The sequence below is a fragment of the Rhizobium sp. CB3060 genome (assembly GCF_025200735.1).
Taxonomy (GTDB): domain Bacteria; phylum Pseudomonadota; class Alphaproteobacteria; order Rhizobiales; family Rhizobiaceae; genus Rhizobium.
Genome location: NZ_CP104158.1, coordinates 4,040,468 through 4,056,688 on the forward strand (window position 1 = coordinate 4,040,468; position 16,221 = coordinate 4,056,688).

The 16,221-nt window shown below is 61.6% G+C and carries 19 protein-coding genes; 9 read left to right on the top strand and 10 right to left on the bottom strand.

All coding sequences use genetic code 11. From position 1 onward, the window contains the following. Window positions 1–61 precede the first annotated feature (61 nt). A complete protein-coding gene (locus N2601_RS19465; RefSeq protein ID WP_104821772.1) occupies window positions 62–964 on the top strand; it encodes a choline sulfate utilization transcriptional regulator in 903 nt (300 codons plus the stop codon). Window positions 965–974: 10 nt separating this feature from the next. On the opposite strand, the gene otsA is transcribed toward N2601_RS19465, so the two are convergent. Beyond that, the gene (otsA, locus tag N2601_RS19470) at window positions 975–2,351 is read right to left on the bottom strand and encodes an alpha,alpha-trehalose-phosphate synthase (UDP-forming) (protein WP_104821773.1); all 1,377 of its coding nucleotides are present in this window, start codon (window positions 2,349–2,351) and stop codon (window positions 975–977) included. Between the two features lie 54 nt (window positions 2,352–2,405). Continuing rightward, window positions 2,406–3,200 (bottom strand): trehalose-phosphatase, encoded by a 795-nt coding sequence (gene otsB, locus N2601_RS19475; RefSeq protein WP_104821774.1) that lies wholly within the window; start codon window positions 3,198–3,200, stop codon window positions 2,406–2,408. A gap of 12 nt (window positions 3,201–3,212) precedes the next feature. On the opposite strand from otsB, the gene N2601_RS19480 reads away from it, so the two are divergent. Together N2601_RS19480 and N2601_RS19485 are read left to right on the top strand one after the other, a co-directional pair. Continuing rightward, the gene (locus N2601_RS19480; protein ID WP_158704414.1) at window positions 3,213–3,806 is read left to right on the top strand and encodes a hypothetical protein; all 594 of its coding nucleotides are present in this window, start codon (window positions 3,213–3,215) and stop codon (window positions 3,804–3,806) included. A 302-nt stretch (window positions 3,807–4,108) separates the two neighbouring features. After that, complete coding sequence (locus N2601_RS19485; protein ID WP_104821776.1) at window positions 4,109–4,927, top strand: class II glutamine amidotransferase; 819 nt, start codon at window positions 4,109–4,111, stop codon at window positions 4,925–4,927. Here N2601_RS19485 and coaBC read toward each other — a convergent pair. From coaBC to N2601_RS19500, 3 genes are all read right to left on the bottom strand, one after another. Further along, window positions 4,914–6,125 carry a bifunctional phosphopantothenoylcysteine decarboxylase/phosphopantothenate--cysteine ligase CoaBC gene (gene coaBC, locus N2601_RS19490; protein WP_104821777.1) on the bottom strand — a complete coding sequence of 404 codons (1,212 nt, stop codon included), beginning with the start codon at window positions 6,123–6,125 and terminating at the stop codon, window positions 4,914–4,916. The genes N2601_RS19485 and coaBC overlap by 14 nt on opposite strands. Window positions 6,126–6,200: 75 nt before the next feature. Further along, complete coding sequence (locus N2601_RS19495) at window positions 6,201–7,097, bottom strand: LysR family transcriptional regulator (RefSeq protein WP_104824964.1); 897 nt, start codon at window positions 7,095–7,097, stop codon at window positions 6,201–6,203. A gap of 152 nt (window positions 7,098–7,249) precedes the next feature. Next, a complete protein-coding gene (locus tag N2601_RS19500; protein WP_104821778.1) occupies window positions 7,250–8,014 on the bottom strand; it encodes an SDR family oxidoreductase in 765 nt (254 codons plus the stop codon). A gap of 119 nt (window positions 8,015–8,133) precedes the next feature. Here N2601_RS19500 and N2601_RS19505 point away from each other — a divergent pair, with 119 nt between their 5' ends. Continuing rightward, window positions 8,134–9,039 (top strand): LysR family transcriptional regulator, encoded by a 906-nt coding sequence (locus tag N2601_RS19505; protein ID WP_104821779.1) that lies wholly within the window; start codon window positions 8,134–8,136, stop codon window positions 9,037–9,039. On the opposite strand, the gene N2601_RS19510 is transcribed toward N2601_RS19505, so the two are convergent. After that, a complete protein-coding gene (locus N2601_RS19510; protein WP_104821780.1) occupies window positions 9,040–9,915 on the bottom strand; it encodes a LysR family transcriptional regulator in 876 nt (291 codons plus the stop codon). A gap of 96 nt (window positions 9,916–10,011) precedes the next feature. Between N2601_RS19510 and N2601_RS19515 the strand changes: the two genes are divergently transcribed. From N2601_RS19515 to N2601_RS19535, 5 genes are all read left to right on the top strand, one after another. Then, a complete protein-coding gene (locus tag N2601_RS19515; protein WP_104821781.1) occupies window positions 10,012–11,295 on the top strand; it encodes an MFS transporter in 1,284 nt (427 codons plus the stop codon). A gap of 22 nt (window positions 11,296–11,317) precedes the next feature. Next, window positions 11,318–11,704 (top strand): VOC family protein, encoded by a 387-nt coding sequence (locus N2601_RS19520; protein ID WP_104821782.1) that lies wholly within the window; start codon window positions 11,318–11,320, stop codon window positions 11,702–11,704. Window positions 11,705–11,822: 118 nt separating this feature from the next. Next, entirely contained in the window at window positions 11,823–12,164 is a 342-nt protein-coding gene (locus N2601_RS19525) for an ArsR/SmtB family transcription factor (protein WP_104821783.1), read from the top strand. Next, the gene (locus tag N2601_RS19530; RefSeq protein ID WP_104821784.1) at window positions 12,148–12,630 is read left to right on the top strand and encodes an SRPBCC family protein; all 483 of its coding nucleotides are present in this window, start codon (window positions 12,148–12,150) and stop codon (window positions 12,628–12,630) included. Before N2601_RS19525 ends, N2601_RS19530 begins: the two co-directional genes overlap by 17 nt. 5 nt (window positions 12,631–12,635) lie before the next feature. Further along, window positions 12,636–13,040 (top strand): GFA family protein, encoded by a 405-nt coding sequence (locus N2601_RS19535; protein WP_104821785.1) that lies wholly within the window; start codon window positions 12,636–12,638, stop codon window positions 13,038–13,040. Here the strand turns inward: N2601_RS19535 and N2601_RS19540 are convergent. From N2601_RS19540 to N2601_RS19555, 4 genes are all read right to left on the bottom strand, one after another. Further along, the gene (locus N2601_RS19540; protein ID WP_104821786.1) at window positions 13,037–13,441 is read right to left on the bottom strand and encodes a type II toxin-antitoxin system VapC family toxin; all 405 of its coding nucleotides are present in this window, start codon (window positions 13,439–13,441) and stop codon (window positions 13,037–13,039) included. The genes N2601_RS19535 and N2601_RS19540 overlap by 4 nt on opposite strands. Next, complete coding sequence (locus N2601_RS19545) at window positions 13,438–13,680, bottom strand: antitoxin (protein WP_104821787.1); 243 nt, start codon at window positions 13,678–13,680, stop codon at window positions 13,438–13,440. Before N2601_RS19545 ends, N2601_RS19540 begins: the two co-directional genes overlap by 4 nt. A 65-nt stretch (window positions 13,681–13,745) precedes the next feature. Continuing rightward, window positions 13,746–14,420: a spermidine synthase gene (locus N2601_RS19550; protein ID WP_104821788.1), complete on the bottom strand. Its 675-nt coding sequence runs from the start codon at window positions 14,418–14,420 to the stop codon at window positions 13,746–13,748. 125 nt (window positions 14,421–14,545) lie between these two features. Further along, on the bottom strand, window positions 14,546–16,207 hold the full coding sequence (locus tag N2601_RS19555; protein ID WP_104821789.1) for a urocanate hydratase: 1,662 nt from the start codon (window positions 16,205–16,207) through the stop codon (window positions 14,546–14,548). Between the last annotated feature and the right edge of the window lie 14 nt (window positions 16,208–16,221).

Here is a 16,221-nt window from a genome sequence, read left to right on the forward strand (position 1 = left end):
ACATCACTAGCATTCGGCCTGTGAAGCGGGCTTTTTTCGATGGATGGCAAAAGGAATTTCTATGGCTGAACGGCCCGTAGACCTCGGATGGCTGCGGATTTTTGTCGAGGTGGGGCGCTCGGGCAGCCTGTCGTCCGCGGCGGCAAGCCTCGGGCTGACCCAGCCGGCGGTCAGCTATCAGATCCGGCGGATCGAGGAGCAGATGGGCGTGACGCTCTTTCATCGCCAGCATCGCGGTGTCGAGCTGTCCCCGGAAGGTCGTCGTCTGTTCGAGATCGTGGAGAAGGCCGTCGGCGGCGTCGATTCACTGGTGCGCAGCTTTCGCGCCGAGGCGCAGCGGCCGACAGTGCGGCTTCGGACCGATTATGCCTTCTCGGCGCTATGGCTGATCCCCCGCATGCATCGGTTTCGTCTCCTTCATCCGGAGCTGGATATTCAGATCGTCGCGACGCAGCGACAGGAACGCGGCCATTCGGAAAGCGACGACGTCGCCGTCGTCTTCGGAGCACGGGAGGAGTTCGGGCCGGAAGCCGCATTGTTGTTGCCCGAGAAGGTAGCGCCGATCTGTACGCAGGGCTTCGTCGACAAATACGGTCCCTTCAGCGATCCAAGCCGCCTGGCGCAAGCAACGCTCGTGCATCTCGACACGGAAACGCCGTCGCCCTGGTTCGATTGGAAGAGCTATTTCGCCGCACTTGGCATCAGCCGCGACACCTATGCTGGCCATGGCGATCTGCGGTTCAACACCTATTCGCTAGTCGTTCAGGCGGCGATCGGTGAGCAGGGATTGGCGCTCGGCTGGATAGGACTGGTGGATTCGCTGCTGGCCGGGCGCATGCTGGTGACCGCCGGCCCGGCGCTGGAAGGACCGAATCGCGGCTATTGGCTTCTGCCGCCAAAGTCGCAGAGCATGCATGCGGAACAGTTGACGGAATGGCTCGTCAGGGAAGCGGCGGCTATGTAGCCGGTGCCCGTCACTCTGCCCGCAGATCCGCGAGGAAAGTATCGCACCAGCGCGAAACATCGTTTTCCAGCAGATGGTCCATCATGCCGCGCCAGCGTTCACGCCGTTCTTCCAGCGGCATATTGATGCCCCGCGCCAAGGCATTTGCCGTGCCGTCGACGTCATAGGGGTTGACCAGCAACGCGCCCTTTAATTCGCGCGCCGATCCGGCGAAACGCGAGAGCACCAGCACGCCGGGATCGTCCGGGTCCTGCGCCGCCACATATTCCTTGGCGACAAGGTTCATGCCGTCGCGCAGCGGCGTCACCAGGCCGACTTTCGCCAGCCGGTAGAGGCCGGCCAGCACCGGTCGGCTGATCGAGCGGTTGATATAACGGATCGGCACCCAGTCGACGGTGCCGATCGCGCCGTTGACCCGGCCGGCCTGCTCGGCGACGGCATGCTGCATCGCCTCGTATTCGGGCACTTCCGAGCGCGATTTCGGCGTGATCTGCAGATAGGTGACGCGGCGCTGATGGGCCGGATTGTTAACGATGAAACGCTCGAATGCGTCGATGCGCTGCGTGATCCCTTTGGAGTAATCGAGCCGGTCGACGCCGATGATCAGGTCGCGGCCTTCGATGCTTTGCTGCGCCTTGCGCACCATGCTGTGGGCTGCGGCCTTGCGGGCAAAGGCGGCGAAGGCCGCGGTCTCGATGCCGATCGAATAGGCACCGCCGCGGAAGTTGTGACCGTGGGCACTGAAATGGCCAGGGCTGTTTTCGACCCCCATGCCCTCGCGCTTCAGGCAGCCGGCGAAATTTTCGAGATCGTATTTCGTCTGGAAGCCGAGGAGGTCATAGGAGGAGAGGCCTCGCATGATCTCTTCGTGCACCGGCATGGTGAAGAGCACGTCGGCCGGCGGCCAGGGAATGTGCAGGAAGAAACCGATGCGGTTCTTGAACCCCATTTGCCTCAGCTCCGCCGCCAGCGGAATGAGGTGGTAGTCATGCACCCAGATGATATCGTCGGGTTCGACCAACGGCGCCAGCCGATGGGCGAAGAAACGGTTGACGCGGAAATAGCTGGCCATTTCCTTGCGGCCATATTCGGCCAGGTCCAGCCGGTAGTGGCAGATCGGCCAGAGCACCCGGTTGGCGAAGCCTTGGTAATATTCCTCGACATCGGTCTGGGTGAGATCGGTCAGTGCATAGGTGATGTTGCCGTCTTCGGTCAGCACCAGCGGTTCGGGCTCGATGTCGCCGCTCGATTTGCCCGACCAGCCCATCCACACGCCGCCGCGTTCGGCAAGGGCAGCTTGCAGCGCCACGGCAAGCCCGCCGGCCGCCGCCGCACCTTGGTTGTCAGGGACGGAAACGCGGTTGGAAACGATGATGAGACGACTCACGGAATGCTCCTTTCGAGAGGGCCGCGGCGGTAGGCCGAAATGACCAAAAAATGATTATTTGGCTAGCGCTGCGAGTATCTCTCTTAAACGCGCGGGTGAGGGAATGGATGCGCGTGCAAGCGTCTTGCCGCTGGGCGGGCCGACGCGCACAGATTGACCGCCGAGGCGGTTGGCGACGGCGAACATGGTCTCGTCGGTGACGTCGTCACCGATCGCGAGCGGCCGCCGCCCGTTGAAGGGAGGCTCGTTGAGAAAGGCTTCGACGGCATGCCCTTTGCTCGCATGCGCGGGGCAAATTTCGACGACGAGCTTGCCATGCTGCAGGATCCAGTCCGGGCCGGCTTCCTGCAGATAGCGCTGCATCGCTTCGGCGACGTCGGCTTGGCGCTCGGGTGCCAGCCGGTAGTGAACGGCGACAGCAGCCCCTTTATCTTCGACAAGAACGCCGGGCCAGGCCTCGACCTCCCGCGCGATCATGCGCTTCATCTCCTGGAAGGCAGGCGGGATCAGCGCGCGCCGTAAGCGTCCTGCCGCATCGCGCCGTTCGGCGCCATGCAGGCCGGCGACGGAGAAGTGGAAGGGAGTAAACAGAGGATCGACAAAAGCAACCCCGCGCCCGGTCACCAGCGCCAGCGCGCCGCCGAGCTGGCGGGAGAGCGCCTGAAGCACAAAGGGCAGGGACGGAGGTACGACTATCGCGTCCGGGGTCTCCGCGAGATCGAGCAGCGTTCCGTCTATGTCGAGGAACAGCGCCCATTCGTCAGGATACAATGAGAGTGCGGTGAGCGCCGGCTCATTCGACGGCGCGGGTTCGGCTTCACCCTGTTCGGGCTGTTCCTTGTAAGTCATGGAAGCTTAGCTATGGCGCGCTTTCCGTTCGGCAAGAGAAAAACGACCACACGAAAACGTTTATTCCGGGAAAGAGAGCCCGAAGCGCCGCGATATCGGCAACCGATAAATGCAAAAAAGGGCCGCGCGAAGCGACCCTTCCATGAGTTTTGGCCCGTAACTGGCCTGAAGCAAAACGCTTCCGGAAGGCTTGATCAGAGCGAGGACTGCCTCGCAGCGCTCACAACCATTTCCATGCCTGATACGCGGACCGAAATCTCACTAGACATTGGATCACCTTCCTTTCGTTACGTTGACGATATGCCTAACGTAACTCAAATTTTGCTGAATTCAAGAGTGCAGAAGGCAAGAGGCTTCACTCTTCGTGTCGCATTGAAACGCAAGGCTTCGTTCAACTTTTGCGTGATATTGATTGCCGCAGTTGGCAGCGAAAGCAGCGCCTGTCCCTGCCAGCGGGCAGGATCGCGGGGAAGATGGGCAACCTCGACCGTGGCGATCGGCCTCGCCGTCAACAAGGAGGTGAGCTATGTGGTTCCACTTAGCATCACGTTTCGCATAAGAAAAACCCGGACTAGCTGGCAGCTTGAAGTCCGGGTAGCTTTCTAACAGCGAAATAAAGAGGGGTGGGCTGCAACCTGCCCCTCACTCCAGCAATATAGGCCAAGCCGACATTTTCATCAAGCTAGGCAGCGAGAGGCCGAAAAAGCCGATTCGAAGCAGGCATGGTCACAAAAGAATAATGCTGCGACGCCGAAATGTGATCGGACGGCGTGTCAAGAATCTGTCACCTTCAACCATCAATCCTTGGTAGATTAAGAGTTTATTACCTATTCCGCACAAACAATCGTCCTTGATTTTGACATTCTCCCGCGGGACAGGAAGCAAGCGGGAATTGGAGCGAAAGACGCATGTGTCGCTGGGCAGCCTATCGTGGAGACCCCCTCTATCTGGAGGAGCTGGTGTCTTCGCCTGCCCACTCCCTCATCGAACAATCCCATTGCGCAACGCGCGCCAAGACGGCGACTAACGGCGACGGATTTGGCATTGCCTGGTATGGCGATCGGCCGGAGCCGGGCCGTTATCGCGACATCCTTCCGGCTTGGTCCGATTGCAATCTCAAGAGCTTGGCGCGGCAGATCCGTTCCCCGCTCTTTCTCGCCCACGTCCGCGCCGCAACCGGCGGCGGCACGCGGCGCGACAATTGCCATCCCTTCGTCTACGAGAACTGGTCTTTCCAGCACAACGGGCAGATTTCCAATTTTGACCGTTTGCGCCGGCCGATGGAAACGATGCTCGATGATCAGCTTTTCCACGCCCGCGGCGGCACGACGGATTCCGAGCTTCTGTTCCTGTTGGCGCTGCAATTCGGCCTTGCAACCAATCCGTTCGCCGCGATCGCGGAAACCATCGGTTTTGTCGAGGGCCTGTCGGTTCATCTGACCGGCTCGGCGCTGGTGCGCTTCACGGCCGCTTTTTCCGATGGCAAGTCGCTGCATGCGGTGCGCTACGCCACCGATCGCAAGGCGCCGACGCTTTACGCCTCGCCCGTGGGCATCGGCTATTGCCTCGTCTCCGAACCGCTGAACGACGATATCGATGCCTGGACGGAAATTCCGGATGGCAGCGCCGTATTGATCGACGATATGGGCGTTCACATCACGCCCTTCCAGCCGGAAACGCGCGCATCCTCCACCGGACCGCAGACGCCCGTCACTATCCCTGCTTGAACTGTTCGGCAATCAAAGCCGCCAGACGCGCCGCCACTTCGTCCTTGTCGAGATCGGGCCATTGCTCCACGCCGTCATGGCGGATGAGTTTCACGCTGTTGCGCGTGCCGCCCATGATACCGGTTGCCGGCGAGACATCGTTGGCGACGATCATGTCGGCGCCCTTGCGCTCCAGCTTCGCCCTTGCATTCGCCTCCATATCCTGCGTTTCGGCCGCAAAGCCGATGACGAGTTTCGGCCGCTGCGTGTGATGGCCGACGGTTTTCAGGATGTCGGGATTTTCCGTGAGCGCCAGTGTCGGAATGGATTCGCCCGGATGTTTCTTGATCTTCTGATCGGCGGCCGAGGCGACGCGCCAATCGGCAACAGCCGCGACCATTACGGCAATATCGGCCGGAAGGGCTGAAAGCACGGCATCGCGCATTTCCTCCGCCCGCTCGACATGAACAACATGCATGCCCATCGGATCGGGGATCGAGACAGGCCCGGAAACGAGCGTGACGTCGGCCCCGAGGGCGGCAAGCGCCGAGGCGATGGCATGGCCTTGCCGGCCGGAGGACCGGTTGGCGATATAGCGCACGGGGTCGATCGGCTCATGCGTCGGACCCGACGTGACGACGGCCTTTCTGCCGGCGAGCGGCCTTGCCCCGTCGTCCAGTCGCATTTCGGCGGCAGCAACGATCTCCAGTGGCTCGGCCATGCGGCCGGTGCCGGCCTCCTTGCCCTCAGCCATTTCCCCGGACATCGGCCCGACGAAACGGATGCCGTCGCCCCTCAAGATCTCGACATTGCGCTTCGTCGCCGGATGCGCCCACATCTTCGGATTCATGGCAGGCGCTGCGAGCACCGGCCGATCGGTCGCGAGCAGTACGGTCGACGCAAGGTCGTCCGCCAAGCCATTGGCCATCTTGGCCAAGAGATCGGCCGTTGCCGGCGCAATGAGCACCAGATCGCAGTCGCGCGCCAGCCTGATATGGCCGACATCCTGCTCGTCCTGTCGGGAAAACAGGTCGGTGAAGACATGGTCTGCCGCCAGTGCGCCGACGGCAAGCGGCGTGATGAATTCCTGTGCCCCCGATGTCATGATCGGGCGGACTGTGGCGCCGCGTTCGCGCAGCCGCCGGATCAGGTCGAGGCTCTTATAGGCCGCGATGCCCCCGGAAATGATGAGAAGGATGCGTTTTCCCGCGAGAACCATGGCCCGAACCCGTCGCCTGTTTTTATGCTCATGAACCTAAGCCTTTGGCGCACAATAGGCAATCGGCTCTGATGGTCAGCCGAGAATGTCGACACAGAAGTCGATGAAGACACGCACCTTTGCCGGCACGTGATGACGGGACGGGTAGAAGGCATAAAGCGGATAAAGCTCGTCCTTCCAGTCGGGGAAAAGGTCGACAAGCTCTCCGCGCTCCAGAAAATCCGCAATGCCAAGCGTGAAGACTTGGGCGATGCCGAGGCCCGCAAGACAGGTTCCCAACGTCGTCCCGGCGTCATTGACCAGGATGCGGCCGCGCGTCTCGACGGGGATGACCTTGCGCCCGCGCCGGAATTCCCATTCGAATGCGCGCCCGGTGCGCGGATCCTGATAATGGATACAGAGATGGTTCGCGACGTCGGCCGGCGTTTTCGGCCTGCCATAGCGCTCGATATAGGCGGGTGCAGCGACCGTCATCACGCGGGTTTCCAGAAGCAGCCGGGCGATCAGGGAGGTTTGCGGCGGCTCGCCGAAGCGCAGGGCGACATCAATGCCGTCGGCAACGAGATCGCCGATCTCGTTGCGGGTCAAAATCTCGATCTGCAGCTCGGGATAGCGATCGAGGAAGGCACCGAGGCGCGGCGCCAAGATGAGGCGAGAGAAATAGGGATCGACATTGATACGCAGGCGGCCACGCACGGATTGGGCGACGCCAGCCACTGTCGTCGCGGCCTCCTCGATGCCGCCGAGCAGCGGCACCACCTGCTCGTAGAAACGAGCCCCATCATCCGTCAGCCGCAGCGCTCGCGTCGTGCGGTCCAGCAGGCGCACGCCGATGCGCGCCTCCAGCCGCGAAACTGCCCGGCTGACCCCGGAGGGCGTGAGGCCAAGCACTTCCGCCGCCCGCACGAAGCTGCCGCCTTCCACTACGGCTGCCAGCACGCTGACGCCATTCAGCAATCGTCCGTCGAACATCGTTCCATCCATGATTTTCCGTCAGCAATCATGGAGGGGCGGTACATTTCAGTCAAAGTCTTTCGAATGCGGAAAGGCCGCGGAGAAGCTCCGCAGCCTCGCTTCAGTCACCCCGGGGTTCCGACCTCGGCGATTGTTCGTGCCGCCGTCGATTACGTGCGCGTGATCGAGGCGCCGCCATCGACCAGGGATGCCGTGCCGGTGACGAAGCTCGCATCGTCGGAGGCGAGGTAGAGGACCGAGCGGGCAAGCTCATCGGGGCCAGCGACACGCTTTAGCGCATGCAGATTGGTGACGAAGCCCTGCTTGTCGGGGGTATCGTTCATCTCGCGGTACATGTCGGTATCGACGGCGCCCGGCAGCACGGCATTGACGCGCACATTCCGCGGGCCGAATTCGGCAGCGAGTGCCTGGGTCAGACCGATCAGGCCGGACTTGCTGGCGGCATAGGCGGCGACGCCGGGGAAGGCAAAGCTGTAGCCCACAAAGGTCGACGTGAAGATCACCGAACCACCGCCATGCTTGACCATTTCACCGATCTGGTGCTTTGCCGCAAGGAACGAAGCGGTGAGGTTGATTGCCAATGCATCGGCAAAACCTGCCTCCGAGACTTCAGTGCTCGGGCCGGCTTCGCCCAGCGTGCCGGCGTTGTTGAAGGCGATGTCGAGTTTGCCGTAGCGCTCGACGGCGAGGGCGACCAGCGCCTTGTGATAATCTTCAGAACGCACATCGCCGGCGAGTGCGGCAGCTTCGCCGCCCGCGGCCTTGATTTCCGCGACAAGGCTTTCCAATTCCGGCTGGCGACGGGCGCCGACGATAACCTTGGCGCCTTCGGCAGCAAAGAGTTTCGCTGTAGCGCGCCCGATGCCCGAGCTTGCGCCGGTGACGATTGCGACTTTTCCATTCAAGCGGTTCATTGTTCCATCTCCTGTGTGAGGACGTGTCTGTTGTTCCGTCCGATGCAAAGAGAATGGTGTTTTTCGATCGTTCGGATTAGTCTTTAAATCATGGAATTCGAATTCGGGATTGCCGAACGATGCTCAAGATTGAAGGAATCGCTGCTTTTGTGGCCATAGCCGAAGCGGGATCGATCAGCGAAGCGGCGCGCCGGCTGCGTCTATCGAAATCCGTCGTGAGCGAGCGGTTGGCGGAGATGGAGAAGACGCTCGGCGCCACGCTGCTGCATCGCACGACCCGCAAGCTGACGTTGACGGAAGACGGTGCCGCCTTTCTGGAGCGCGCCTCGCGGATCGTGCATGAGGTGCGGGAGGCAGCGGCCGATCTCGCCGAACGGCGCGGCACGTTGGCGGGCCCCTTGCGCATCGCCGCCCCCGTTACCTTCGGCCGCATGCATCTTGGTCCGGCGCTTTATTCTTTCCTGGCCGATCACCCCGAAATCGAACTGACACTCGATCTCGACGACCGTCGTGTTGATGCCTCCTCGGACGGTTATGACGCCATCATCCGTCACGGGCCGATTGCCGATTCACGCCTCGTTGCCTGGAAACTCGCCCCCAGCCGCCGGCTTCTCGTGGCATCGCCGGACTATCTCGCCCGCAATGGCTCACCGACTTCGCTGGCGGACCTCGGCGATCACCGGGGGATTTTCTACACCAACCGCGGTGTGGCCGATTGGCGCTTCCAGGGGCCGGAGGGTCCAGTGGTCATCAGGGGCAAGCTGGCGCTCGGTATCAACAATGGCGACGTATCCCGCGATGCGGCCATCGCCGGTCTCGGCATCGCGCTGCTGCCGACCTTCATCGCCGGTCCGGCGATCAACGAGGGGCTGCTCGTCGAAATCGATGTCGGCTACAGGCCGGAGGGCGAATTCATCTTCATGGCACATCCGGAGGGGCGCAATCCCTCGGCAAAGCTGCGCGCCATCGCCGATCATCTGAAGAAGACATTCGGCAATCCGCCGTATTGGGATCCTATTGGATAGTCAGCCGATCAGGCTCATCAGATTGGCCGCAACCGGCGAGCGCTGCGCCTTGAGGATGGCAAGCCCAAGGCGCGCCACCAGTGGCGGCCCGTCGATCGGGCGATAGGCGACGCCGTCGAGCTTGATCTGCGCGATCGAGGCCGGAACGATGGAGACCCCGAGATTGGCGGCGACGAGATTGACGACGGAAGGGATCTGCGGCGCTTCCTGCGTCACCACCAGTTCGAAACCGGCATCGCGGCAGGCGGCGACGATATCGTCATAGAGGCTCAGTCCCACCATGCGCGGGAAGAGGATGAAGGGCTCGTTTGCCAGCGCGGCGACCTGCACGCGGTCCTTGCCTGCAAGAGGATGATGGGCAGGCAGCGCGATCACCATCGGCTCGTCGGCGAAGCGCTTGAGCCGGACGTCGTGCGGATCTTCCAGGCCGGGTCGAATGAAGGCGGCGTCGATTTCGCCGCGCATCAGCCGTTCCATCAGCGCATTGGTATTCATCTCGGTCAGCGACAGGCGCACCGCCGGCCAGCGGTTGCGGAATTCGCGAATAGTGGCGCTGACGATCGTGTTGAAGGCCGAGGATGCGGTGAAGCCGAGCGACAGGCGGCCGATCTCGCCGCGATTGGCGCGCTGGGCGGCGAGCTTTGCCTTTTCCGCTGCATCCACGGCGGCCTTCGCTTCGGCAAGGAAGGCCTCGCCTGCTGCCGTCAGTTCCGCCCCGTGTGGAACACGATGGAAGAGCGCTGCGCCCACCTCGTTTTCGAGATCGCGGATCTGCTGGCTGAGCGGCGGTTGTCCAATGCCGAGTTTGGCGGCCGCACGGGTGAAATTCCCTTCCTCCGCCAGCGCCAGAAAATAGCGGATATGACGTAGCTCCATCGCTATCTCCAAAACATATTGAGATCGTCTGTTCCATATATTGGACTAATGAGGCGCACCTGACTAGATTTGCGGTCAAGAAAGGTTGTGTGCCTCATGTCCCGCGCCGTGCAACAGCAAGAACTCACCGTCTCTGAAGCCCCCTCTCGCCCCGAATTGAAGCTCGTCGAAACCGAGCCGAAGCTCGAGATTCGCCAATTCCTGACGCGGGGTACGCCCGCGTTCAAGCGAGCGACCATTGGGCTGTTCCTCTCCGGTTTTGCGACCTTTTCGCTGCTTTATTGCGTGCAGCCGCTGATGCCGCTCTTTTCCGAGGATTTTGGCGTGACACCGGCTGCGAGTTCGCTGTCTCTGTCGCTCTCGACCGGCTTCCTCGCCTTCGCGATCTTCTGCGCTGCTGCCGTTTCCGAAAATCTCGGCCGCCGCAGCCTGATGTTCTTTTCGCTGCTGGGTGCCGCCCTGTGCACGATCGCCTGCGCCATTGCGCCGAACTGGCAGATGCTGTTGATCTTTCGCGCACTGGAAGGTTTCCTGCTCGGCGGCGTGCCTGCGGTCGCCATGACCTACCTGGCGGAAGAGATCGATCCGCGCGGCCTTGGCGGCGCCATGGGACTCTATATCGCCGGCAACGCCTTCGGCGGCATGGCCGGCCGTGTCGTGACGGGCACGATCGCCGAATTCTTCACCTGGCGTCCGGCGCTTGCCGCCGTCGGCGTGCTCGGGCTGATCGCCGCCACCGGTTTCCTGCTTTTGCTGCCGCCGTCGCGCAATTTCACGCCGCGCAAGGGGTTTGACATCGCTTTCCATGTCAGGGCCTGGGCGGAGCATTTCCGCAATCCGGCGTTGCCGCTGCTCTTTGCCATCGGTTTCCTGGTCATGGGCTCCTTCGTCACGGTCTATAATTATGCCGGATTCCGGTTGGTGGCCGATCCCTATGATCTCAGCCAGACCGAACTTGGTCTGATCTTCACCGCCTATCTCTTTGGTATCGTCGCCTCCTGGGTGGCGGGTCTCCTTGGCGACCGCATCGGTCATTTCGTCGTACTGCCCGCCGGCGTGTTGGTTGCCGCCCTTGGCGCGGCGACTACGCTCGCTACGCCGTTGCCTTTGGTCATTCTCGGCATCGTCTTGGTGACGATCGGGTTCTTCGTCACCCATTCTGTCGCGAGCGCACTGGTCGGGCGCTTGGCCCGCGGAGCCAAGGGCCATGCCTCGTCGCTCTATCTGCTGGCCTATTATCTCGGCTCCAGCATAGCCGGTTCCGTCGGCGGTTATTTCTGGCATGCTGACGGCTGGTCCGCTGTGGTTGCCTTCATCCTCGCCATGCTGGCCATCTGCCTTGTGGCCGCGTTCGGAGTGGCTAGGCTGGCGCACCGCTGAGCAATAGGATTGGAGGCTTGCGATGATCTGCATCGACCATCTCGATCATCTGGTGCTGACGGTCGCGAGCATCGAGGAAAGCTGTGCGTTCTACGCCCGTGTCCTCGGTATGGGCATCGAAACCTTCGGGGAGGGCCGCAAAGCACTGACCTTCGGTAATCAGAAGATCAACCTGCATCGCGCCGGGCATGAATTCGAGCCGAAGGCCGATCGGCCGACACCGGGCTCGGCCGATCTTTGCTTCATCAGCAAGACGCCGCTGGAGGACATCATCGCTCATCTGGGAGCCGAGGGTGTCGCGATCGAGGAAGGCCCCGTCCGCAGGACCGGCGCGACGGGCCCCATTCTCTCGGTCTATTTCCGCGATCCGGATAGCAACCTGATCGAAGTGTCCAATACGCTCTTTTGAGATCGTCGGCTGACGGATCTCCCTCCCCAGGCTGTCTCCAAACGCAGCCGCTTGACTTCCAGATTGTCGACCTATACTAAACCAATAAGTTAATTAACTTTCTGGTTTAATATTTCATATGGATACCTTGAGCATGACCCTGTCAGCCCTTGCCGATCCGACCCGCCGGGCGATCCTGGCGCGGCTGGCAACTGGCGAGGCGTCCGTCTCCGAGCTGGCTGAACCTTTCGATATGTCGCTGGTCGCCGTGTCCAAGCACCTGAAGGTGCTGGAGAAAGCCGGTCTGATCTCGAAGGGCAGGGAGGCGCAGTGGCGGCCCTGCCGGCTGGAGCCCAGGCCGCTCCGGCAGGTGGATGACTGGCTGGAGAGTTACAGGCAGTTCTGGAACGATAATCTCGATCGTCTGGAAGCCTACGCGGCGCTGTTGCAAAGGGGAGGCGTGGATGACCCCAGCCAATGACGGCGGCAGCGGACGCCCGCTGCGCGAGATCGTGCTGACCCGCGACATTGCCGCGCCACGAACCTTGCTGTTTCGCCTCTGGACGGAGCCGGAACATTTGATGCGCTGGTGGGGGCCGCAGAACATGACGGCGCCATCCGTTTCCGTCGATCTAAGGGAAGGAGGCGCCTGGCGGCACTGCATTCTGACGCCGGAGGGCAGGGAATATTGGAGCCATGGGCGCTATCTGGAGATTGTCCCGCCCGAGCGTCTCGTCTTCACCTTCGCCTGGGAAAATCAGGACGGCAAGCCCGGCCATCCGATGCAGGTTAGCGTGGAATTCCATGAGCTTGGCGAGAAGACGCGTCTCGTTTTCCGCAAGGCCGAGCTGCCTGACGACACCGAACTGAAGCTGCAGACCGGCGGCTGGGAACAGGCGCTCGACAAATATGTCGCCTATGCAGAAGCCACCTCAGGGGAAGGATGAGAGTGATGAAGAAGACCTACCATGGAAGCTGCCATTGCGGCGCCGTCAGCTACGAAGCGGATCTCGACTTGCAGGGCGGCACGTTCAAATGCAACTGCTCGATCTGCAAGAAGAAGCGCAATTGGCTGGCAGTTGCCACGCCCGCCGATTTCCGCCTGACCTCCGGCGAAGACAGTATCGGCGAATACCAGTTTGGCCCACGCATCCTGCATCACCTGTTCTGCAAGACTTGCGGCATCAGCTCTTTCAACTGGGGTGAAAACCCGGCACTCGGCGGTAAGTTCTATGCCATCAGCATAAGCTGCCTGGACGATACCACCGACGCGGAACTCGCCTCGCTTCCCGTCGGCTATTTCGACGGCCGCGACGATCGCTTCGATCGCGCGCCGGAGGAAACGCGCTATCTTTAGCTACTCGGCAAGGACTCCCAGTCTTCGAAACGTAGCTTGTGAACGCGCTCAAATTCCCTGACGTTGCGCGTTATCAGGATCAGATCGCGGGCGACTGCCTGACCCGCGATCAAAACGTCATAGGCACCGATTGGCGTGCCGAGCGAAGCCAAGTTGGCACGAATTTCGCCCGCCACGCGGGCATCTTCCCTATCGAAATCCAGTGTCTCGAATTGCAAAGCATCGACACGCACAAGATTGTCTGCAACACGCTGCCCCTTATAGGCACCATAAAACAATTCGTGCGCGACGATGGCCGAGATGGCGAAATCCTGCGGCTTGTGTCTGCGAAGCTCGCTCACGAAGCCGGTATGCCCTTTCATCAGAGCGATGACAGCATTGCTATCGAGCAAATACTTCACTTGAAGATATCCAGTTCGGGGCGCTGCTGCTCGGCAGGCTGTTCGGTCGCCGCCTCTTCAAAATCGTGGTCGACCGGCCCTGTAACGGATTCCAGCCAATCCCAATCTTCGGCGATCGGCTCCAGAATGATTGCCTTTCCCTGCCGCCGGATGCGCACTTCTTCGCCGTCGAGACGAAATTCCTTTGGCAGGCGTATGGCCTGCGAGCGGCCGGACCAGAAGATTTTTGCGGTGTCCATGCCATAGCTCCTTTGAGATATGACATTGATATATAGCAATTGGAGCGCGATTTCAATTCGAAGCGTTACGATCCCGTCTTCGTCGCCAGCCAGATGACATGACGTGCGCCTGTCTTGCCATTGGCGCGCGTATTGACCACCTCGGCAGCGAAACCGCTGTCGTTGAGCCGTCTCGTGAAATCCCGGTCTGGTCCCGATGACCAGACCGCCAGTACGCCGCCCGGGCGCAATGCGTCGCGCGCCGCCTTTAGGCCTCTATAATCATAGAGACCGTCATTGGCTTCGGACGTGATACCATCAGGACCATTGTCGACGTCGAGCAGGATGGCGTCATAAGTTGCCTTGCTGGCTCGGATGAGCGGACGCACATCGCCCTCGTGAATGGCGACGCGCGGGTCGTCGAGGCAGCCGTCGAAGACCGTTGCCATCGGCCCGCGGGCCCAGGTCACGACAGCCGGAACCAGTTCCGCAACCGTGACCTTGGCGTCCGCACCGAGTTCGCCGAGTGCTGCGCGCAAGGTAAAGCCCATGCCGAGCCCGCCGATCAGTATGTGCGGCGCCTTCCGGCTCTTGATCTTCTCGCAGGAAAGGGTTGCAAGCGCGCGCTCTGAGCCGCTCAAGCGGCTGTTCATCAGCTCGTTGGTGCCGAGCATGATGGAAAATTCCTGGCCGCGCTGCTTCAAGCGCAGCTCGCCGCCACCGGGGATTTTCGCAGTGTCGAGCAAGGTCCAGGGGATCACGGGCAACTCTCCAAAGCAATTCCAGGAAAAATGCGTAGCGGCTTTCCGCCCGGAATTGCGGTGAAATAGGTGGTTTCGAATTGCGCGGGACCATAGTCGTTCAAAGCTGGTAAGAACAGATGTGCTTATCCGAGACGGATATAGGGCACATCCTTTTTCGCAACTTCGTCCAGCGCTTCCTCATAGCCGGCATCGGCATAGCGCATGACGCCAAGTGCGGTGTCGTTGGTCAGCGCGTGGTCGAGCCGTTCGTCGGCGGCAGGCGTGCCGTCGGCAACCACGGTGACGCCGCAGCTCGTCATGTAGCCGGCATAGCCGCCGCCGCCGGAATGGACAACGACGAGATCGGCCATCGACGAGCAGAGCATCATGGCGTCGATCAGCGGCCAGTCGGCGATGGCGTCGGAGCCGTCCTTCATGCGCTCGGTCATGATGTTCGGATGCGCCATGGCGCCGGCATCGAGGTGGTCGCGCGAAAACGCGATCGGCCCCTTAAGTTCGCCGCTTGCCACAAGCTCGTTGACGCGGCGGGCAAGCGCTGTGCGCTCGCCATGCCCGAGCCACGCGATACGCGCCGGCAGCCCTTCGAAAGGCACATGCTGGCGGGCGAGGCGGATCCAGTTGGTGATGATCTTGTTGTCCGGGAACATCTCCAAGAGCAGATCGTCGATGTGGGCAATATCGCTTTCCTCGCCGGAAAGCGCCATCCAGCGGAACGGGCCGATGGCGCGGCAGAAGAGCGGCCGCAGATAGGCTTCGGTGAAGATCGGGATATCGAAGGCATTGGCGACGCCGCCTTCCTTCGCCTGAGTCCGGATCAGGTTGCCGTTGTCGAAGACTTCGGAGCCTTGTCTCTGGAAGTCCAGCATGGCCTTCACATGCTCGACGATCGAAGCGCGGCTCGCTGCCATGAGCTGGCCCTGGCCGTCGTCGCGCAGGTCCTTGACTTGGCTCAGGGTCATGCCCTTCGGCACATAGCCATAGACGAGATCGTGAGCCGAGGTCTGGTCGGTGACGATATCGGGGACGATGCCGCGCCGGGCAATCTCGGGATAAATCTCGGCCGCATTGCCAACAAGGCCGACGGAAAGCGCGCGCTTCTCCTTGACGGCGGCGTCGATCATCGCCAGCGCGGAATCGAGATCCGGCGCGATTTCCTGCAGATAGCCGATGTCCTGGCGCTTCCTAGCACGCTCTGCATCGATATCGACGCAGAGTATCGCGGCTCCCGCCATGCGGCCGGCAAGCGGCTGCGCTCCGCCCATGCCGCCGAGACCGGCGGTGAGCACGAAACGGCCGAAGAGATCACCGCCGAAACGGCGCTCGGCGATGCGCATGAAGATTTCGTAAGTGCCCTGGATGACGCCCTGGCTGCCGATATATTGCCAGGCGCCCGCTGTCAGACCGCCCCAGCAGATCAGACCCTTGCGCTGCAGCTCATAGAACACCTCGGCTTTCGCCCATTGCCCGACGAGATTGCAGTTCGCCATGATGACGAGCGGCGCCTTATCATGCGTGCGGATGAGGCCGATCGGCTTACCGGACTGAATGAGCAGGGTCTGGTTCTCATCCATTTCGATCAGCGCCTTCACGATGCCCTTGTGCGCCGCCCAATTGCGGGCTGCCTTGCCGAGTGCGGCGTAGACGACGAGATTATCCGGATCTTCGCCGACCGAGAGCACGTTTTCCAGCAAACGCAGCAGGGCCTCCTGCCGCCAGCCTTTGGCACGCAGCTCCGGGCCGCCCGGTATAGGGAATTTCGGGTGACGTGGATTGGCTTTTGGCATTGATTTCCCTTCCC

Bases quoted from the DNA above. Each gene is read 5' to 3' on its own strand.
- N2601_RS19545 (WP_104821787.1), bottom strand. From the start codon at position 13,680: ATGGACACCGCAAAAATCTTCTGGTCCGGCCGCTCGCAGGCCATACGC.
- N2601_RS19515 (WP_104821781.1), top strand. From the start codon at position 10,012: ATGTCCCGCGCCGTGCAACAGCAAGAACTCACCGTCTCTGAAGCCCCC.
- N2601_RS19535 (WP_104821785.1), top strand. From the start codon at position 12,636: ATGAAGAAGACCTACCATGGAAGCTGCCATTGCGGCGCCGTCAGCTAC.
- N2601_RS19525 (WP_104821783.1), top strand. From the start codon at position 11,823: ATGGATACCTTGAGCATGACCCTGTCAGCCCTTGCCGATCCGACCCGC.
- N2601_RS19465 (WP_104821772.1), top strand. From the start codon at position 62: ATGGCTGAACGGCCCGTAGACCTCGGATGGCTGCGGATTTTTGTCGAG.
- N2601_RS19510 (WP_104821780.1), bottom strand. From the start codon at position 9,915: ATGGAGCTACGTCATATCCGCTATTTTCTGGCGCTGGCGGAGGAAGGG.
- coaBC (WP_104821777.1), bottom strand. From the start codon at position 6,125: ATGGTTCTCGCGGGAAAACGCATCCTTCTCATCATTTCCGGGGGCATC.
- N2601_RS19485 (WP_104821776.1), top strand. From the start codon at position 4,109: ATGTGTCGCTGGGCAGCCTATCGTGGAGACCCCCTCTATCTGGAGGAG.
- N2601_RS19500 (WP_104821778.1), bottom strand. From the start codon at position 8,014: ATGAACCGCTTGAATGGAAAAGTCGCAATCGTCACCGGCGCAAGCTCG.
- N2601_RS19495 (WP_104824964.1), bottom strand. From the start codon at position 7,097: ATGTTCGACGGACGATTGCTGAATGGCGTCAGCGTGCTGGCAGCCGTA.
- N2601_RS19520 (WP_104821782.1), top strand. From the start codon at position 11,318: ATGATCTGCATCGACCATCTCGATCATCTGGTGCTGACGGTCGCGAGC.
- otsB (WP_104821774.1), bottom strand. From the start codon at position 3,200: ATGACTTACAAGGAACAGCCCGAACAGGGTGAAGCCGAACCCGCGCCG.
- N2601_RS19530 (WP_104821784.1), top strand. From the start codon at position 12,148: ATGACCCCAGCCAATGACGGCGGCAGCGGACGCCCGCTGCGCGAGATC.
- N2601_RS19555 (WP_104821789.1), bottom strand. From the start codon at position 16,207: ATGCCAAAAGCCAATCCACGTCACCCGAAATTCCCTATACCGGGCGGC.
- N2601_RS19505 (WP_104821779.1), top strand. From the start codon at position 8,134: ATGCTCAAGATTGAAGGAATCGCTGCTTTTGTGGCCATAGCCGAAGCG.
- N2601_RS19480 (WP_158704414.1), top strand. From the start codon at position 3,213: ATGGCGCGCTTTCCGTTCGGCAAGAGAAAAACGACCACACGAAAACGT.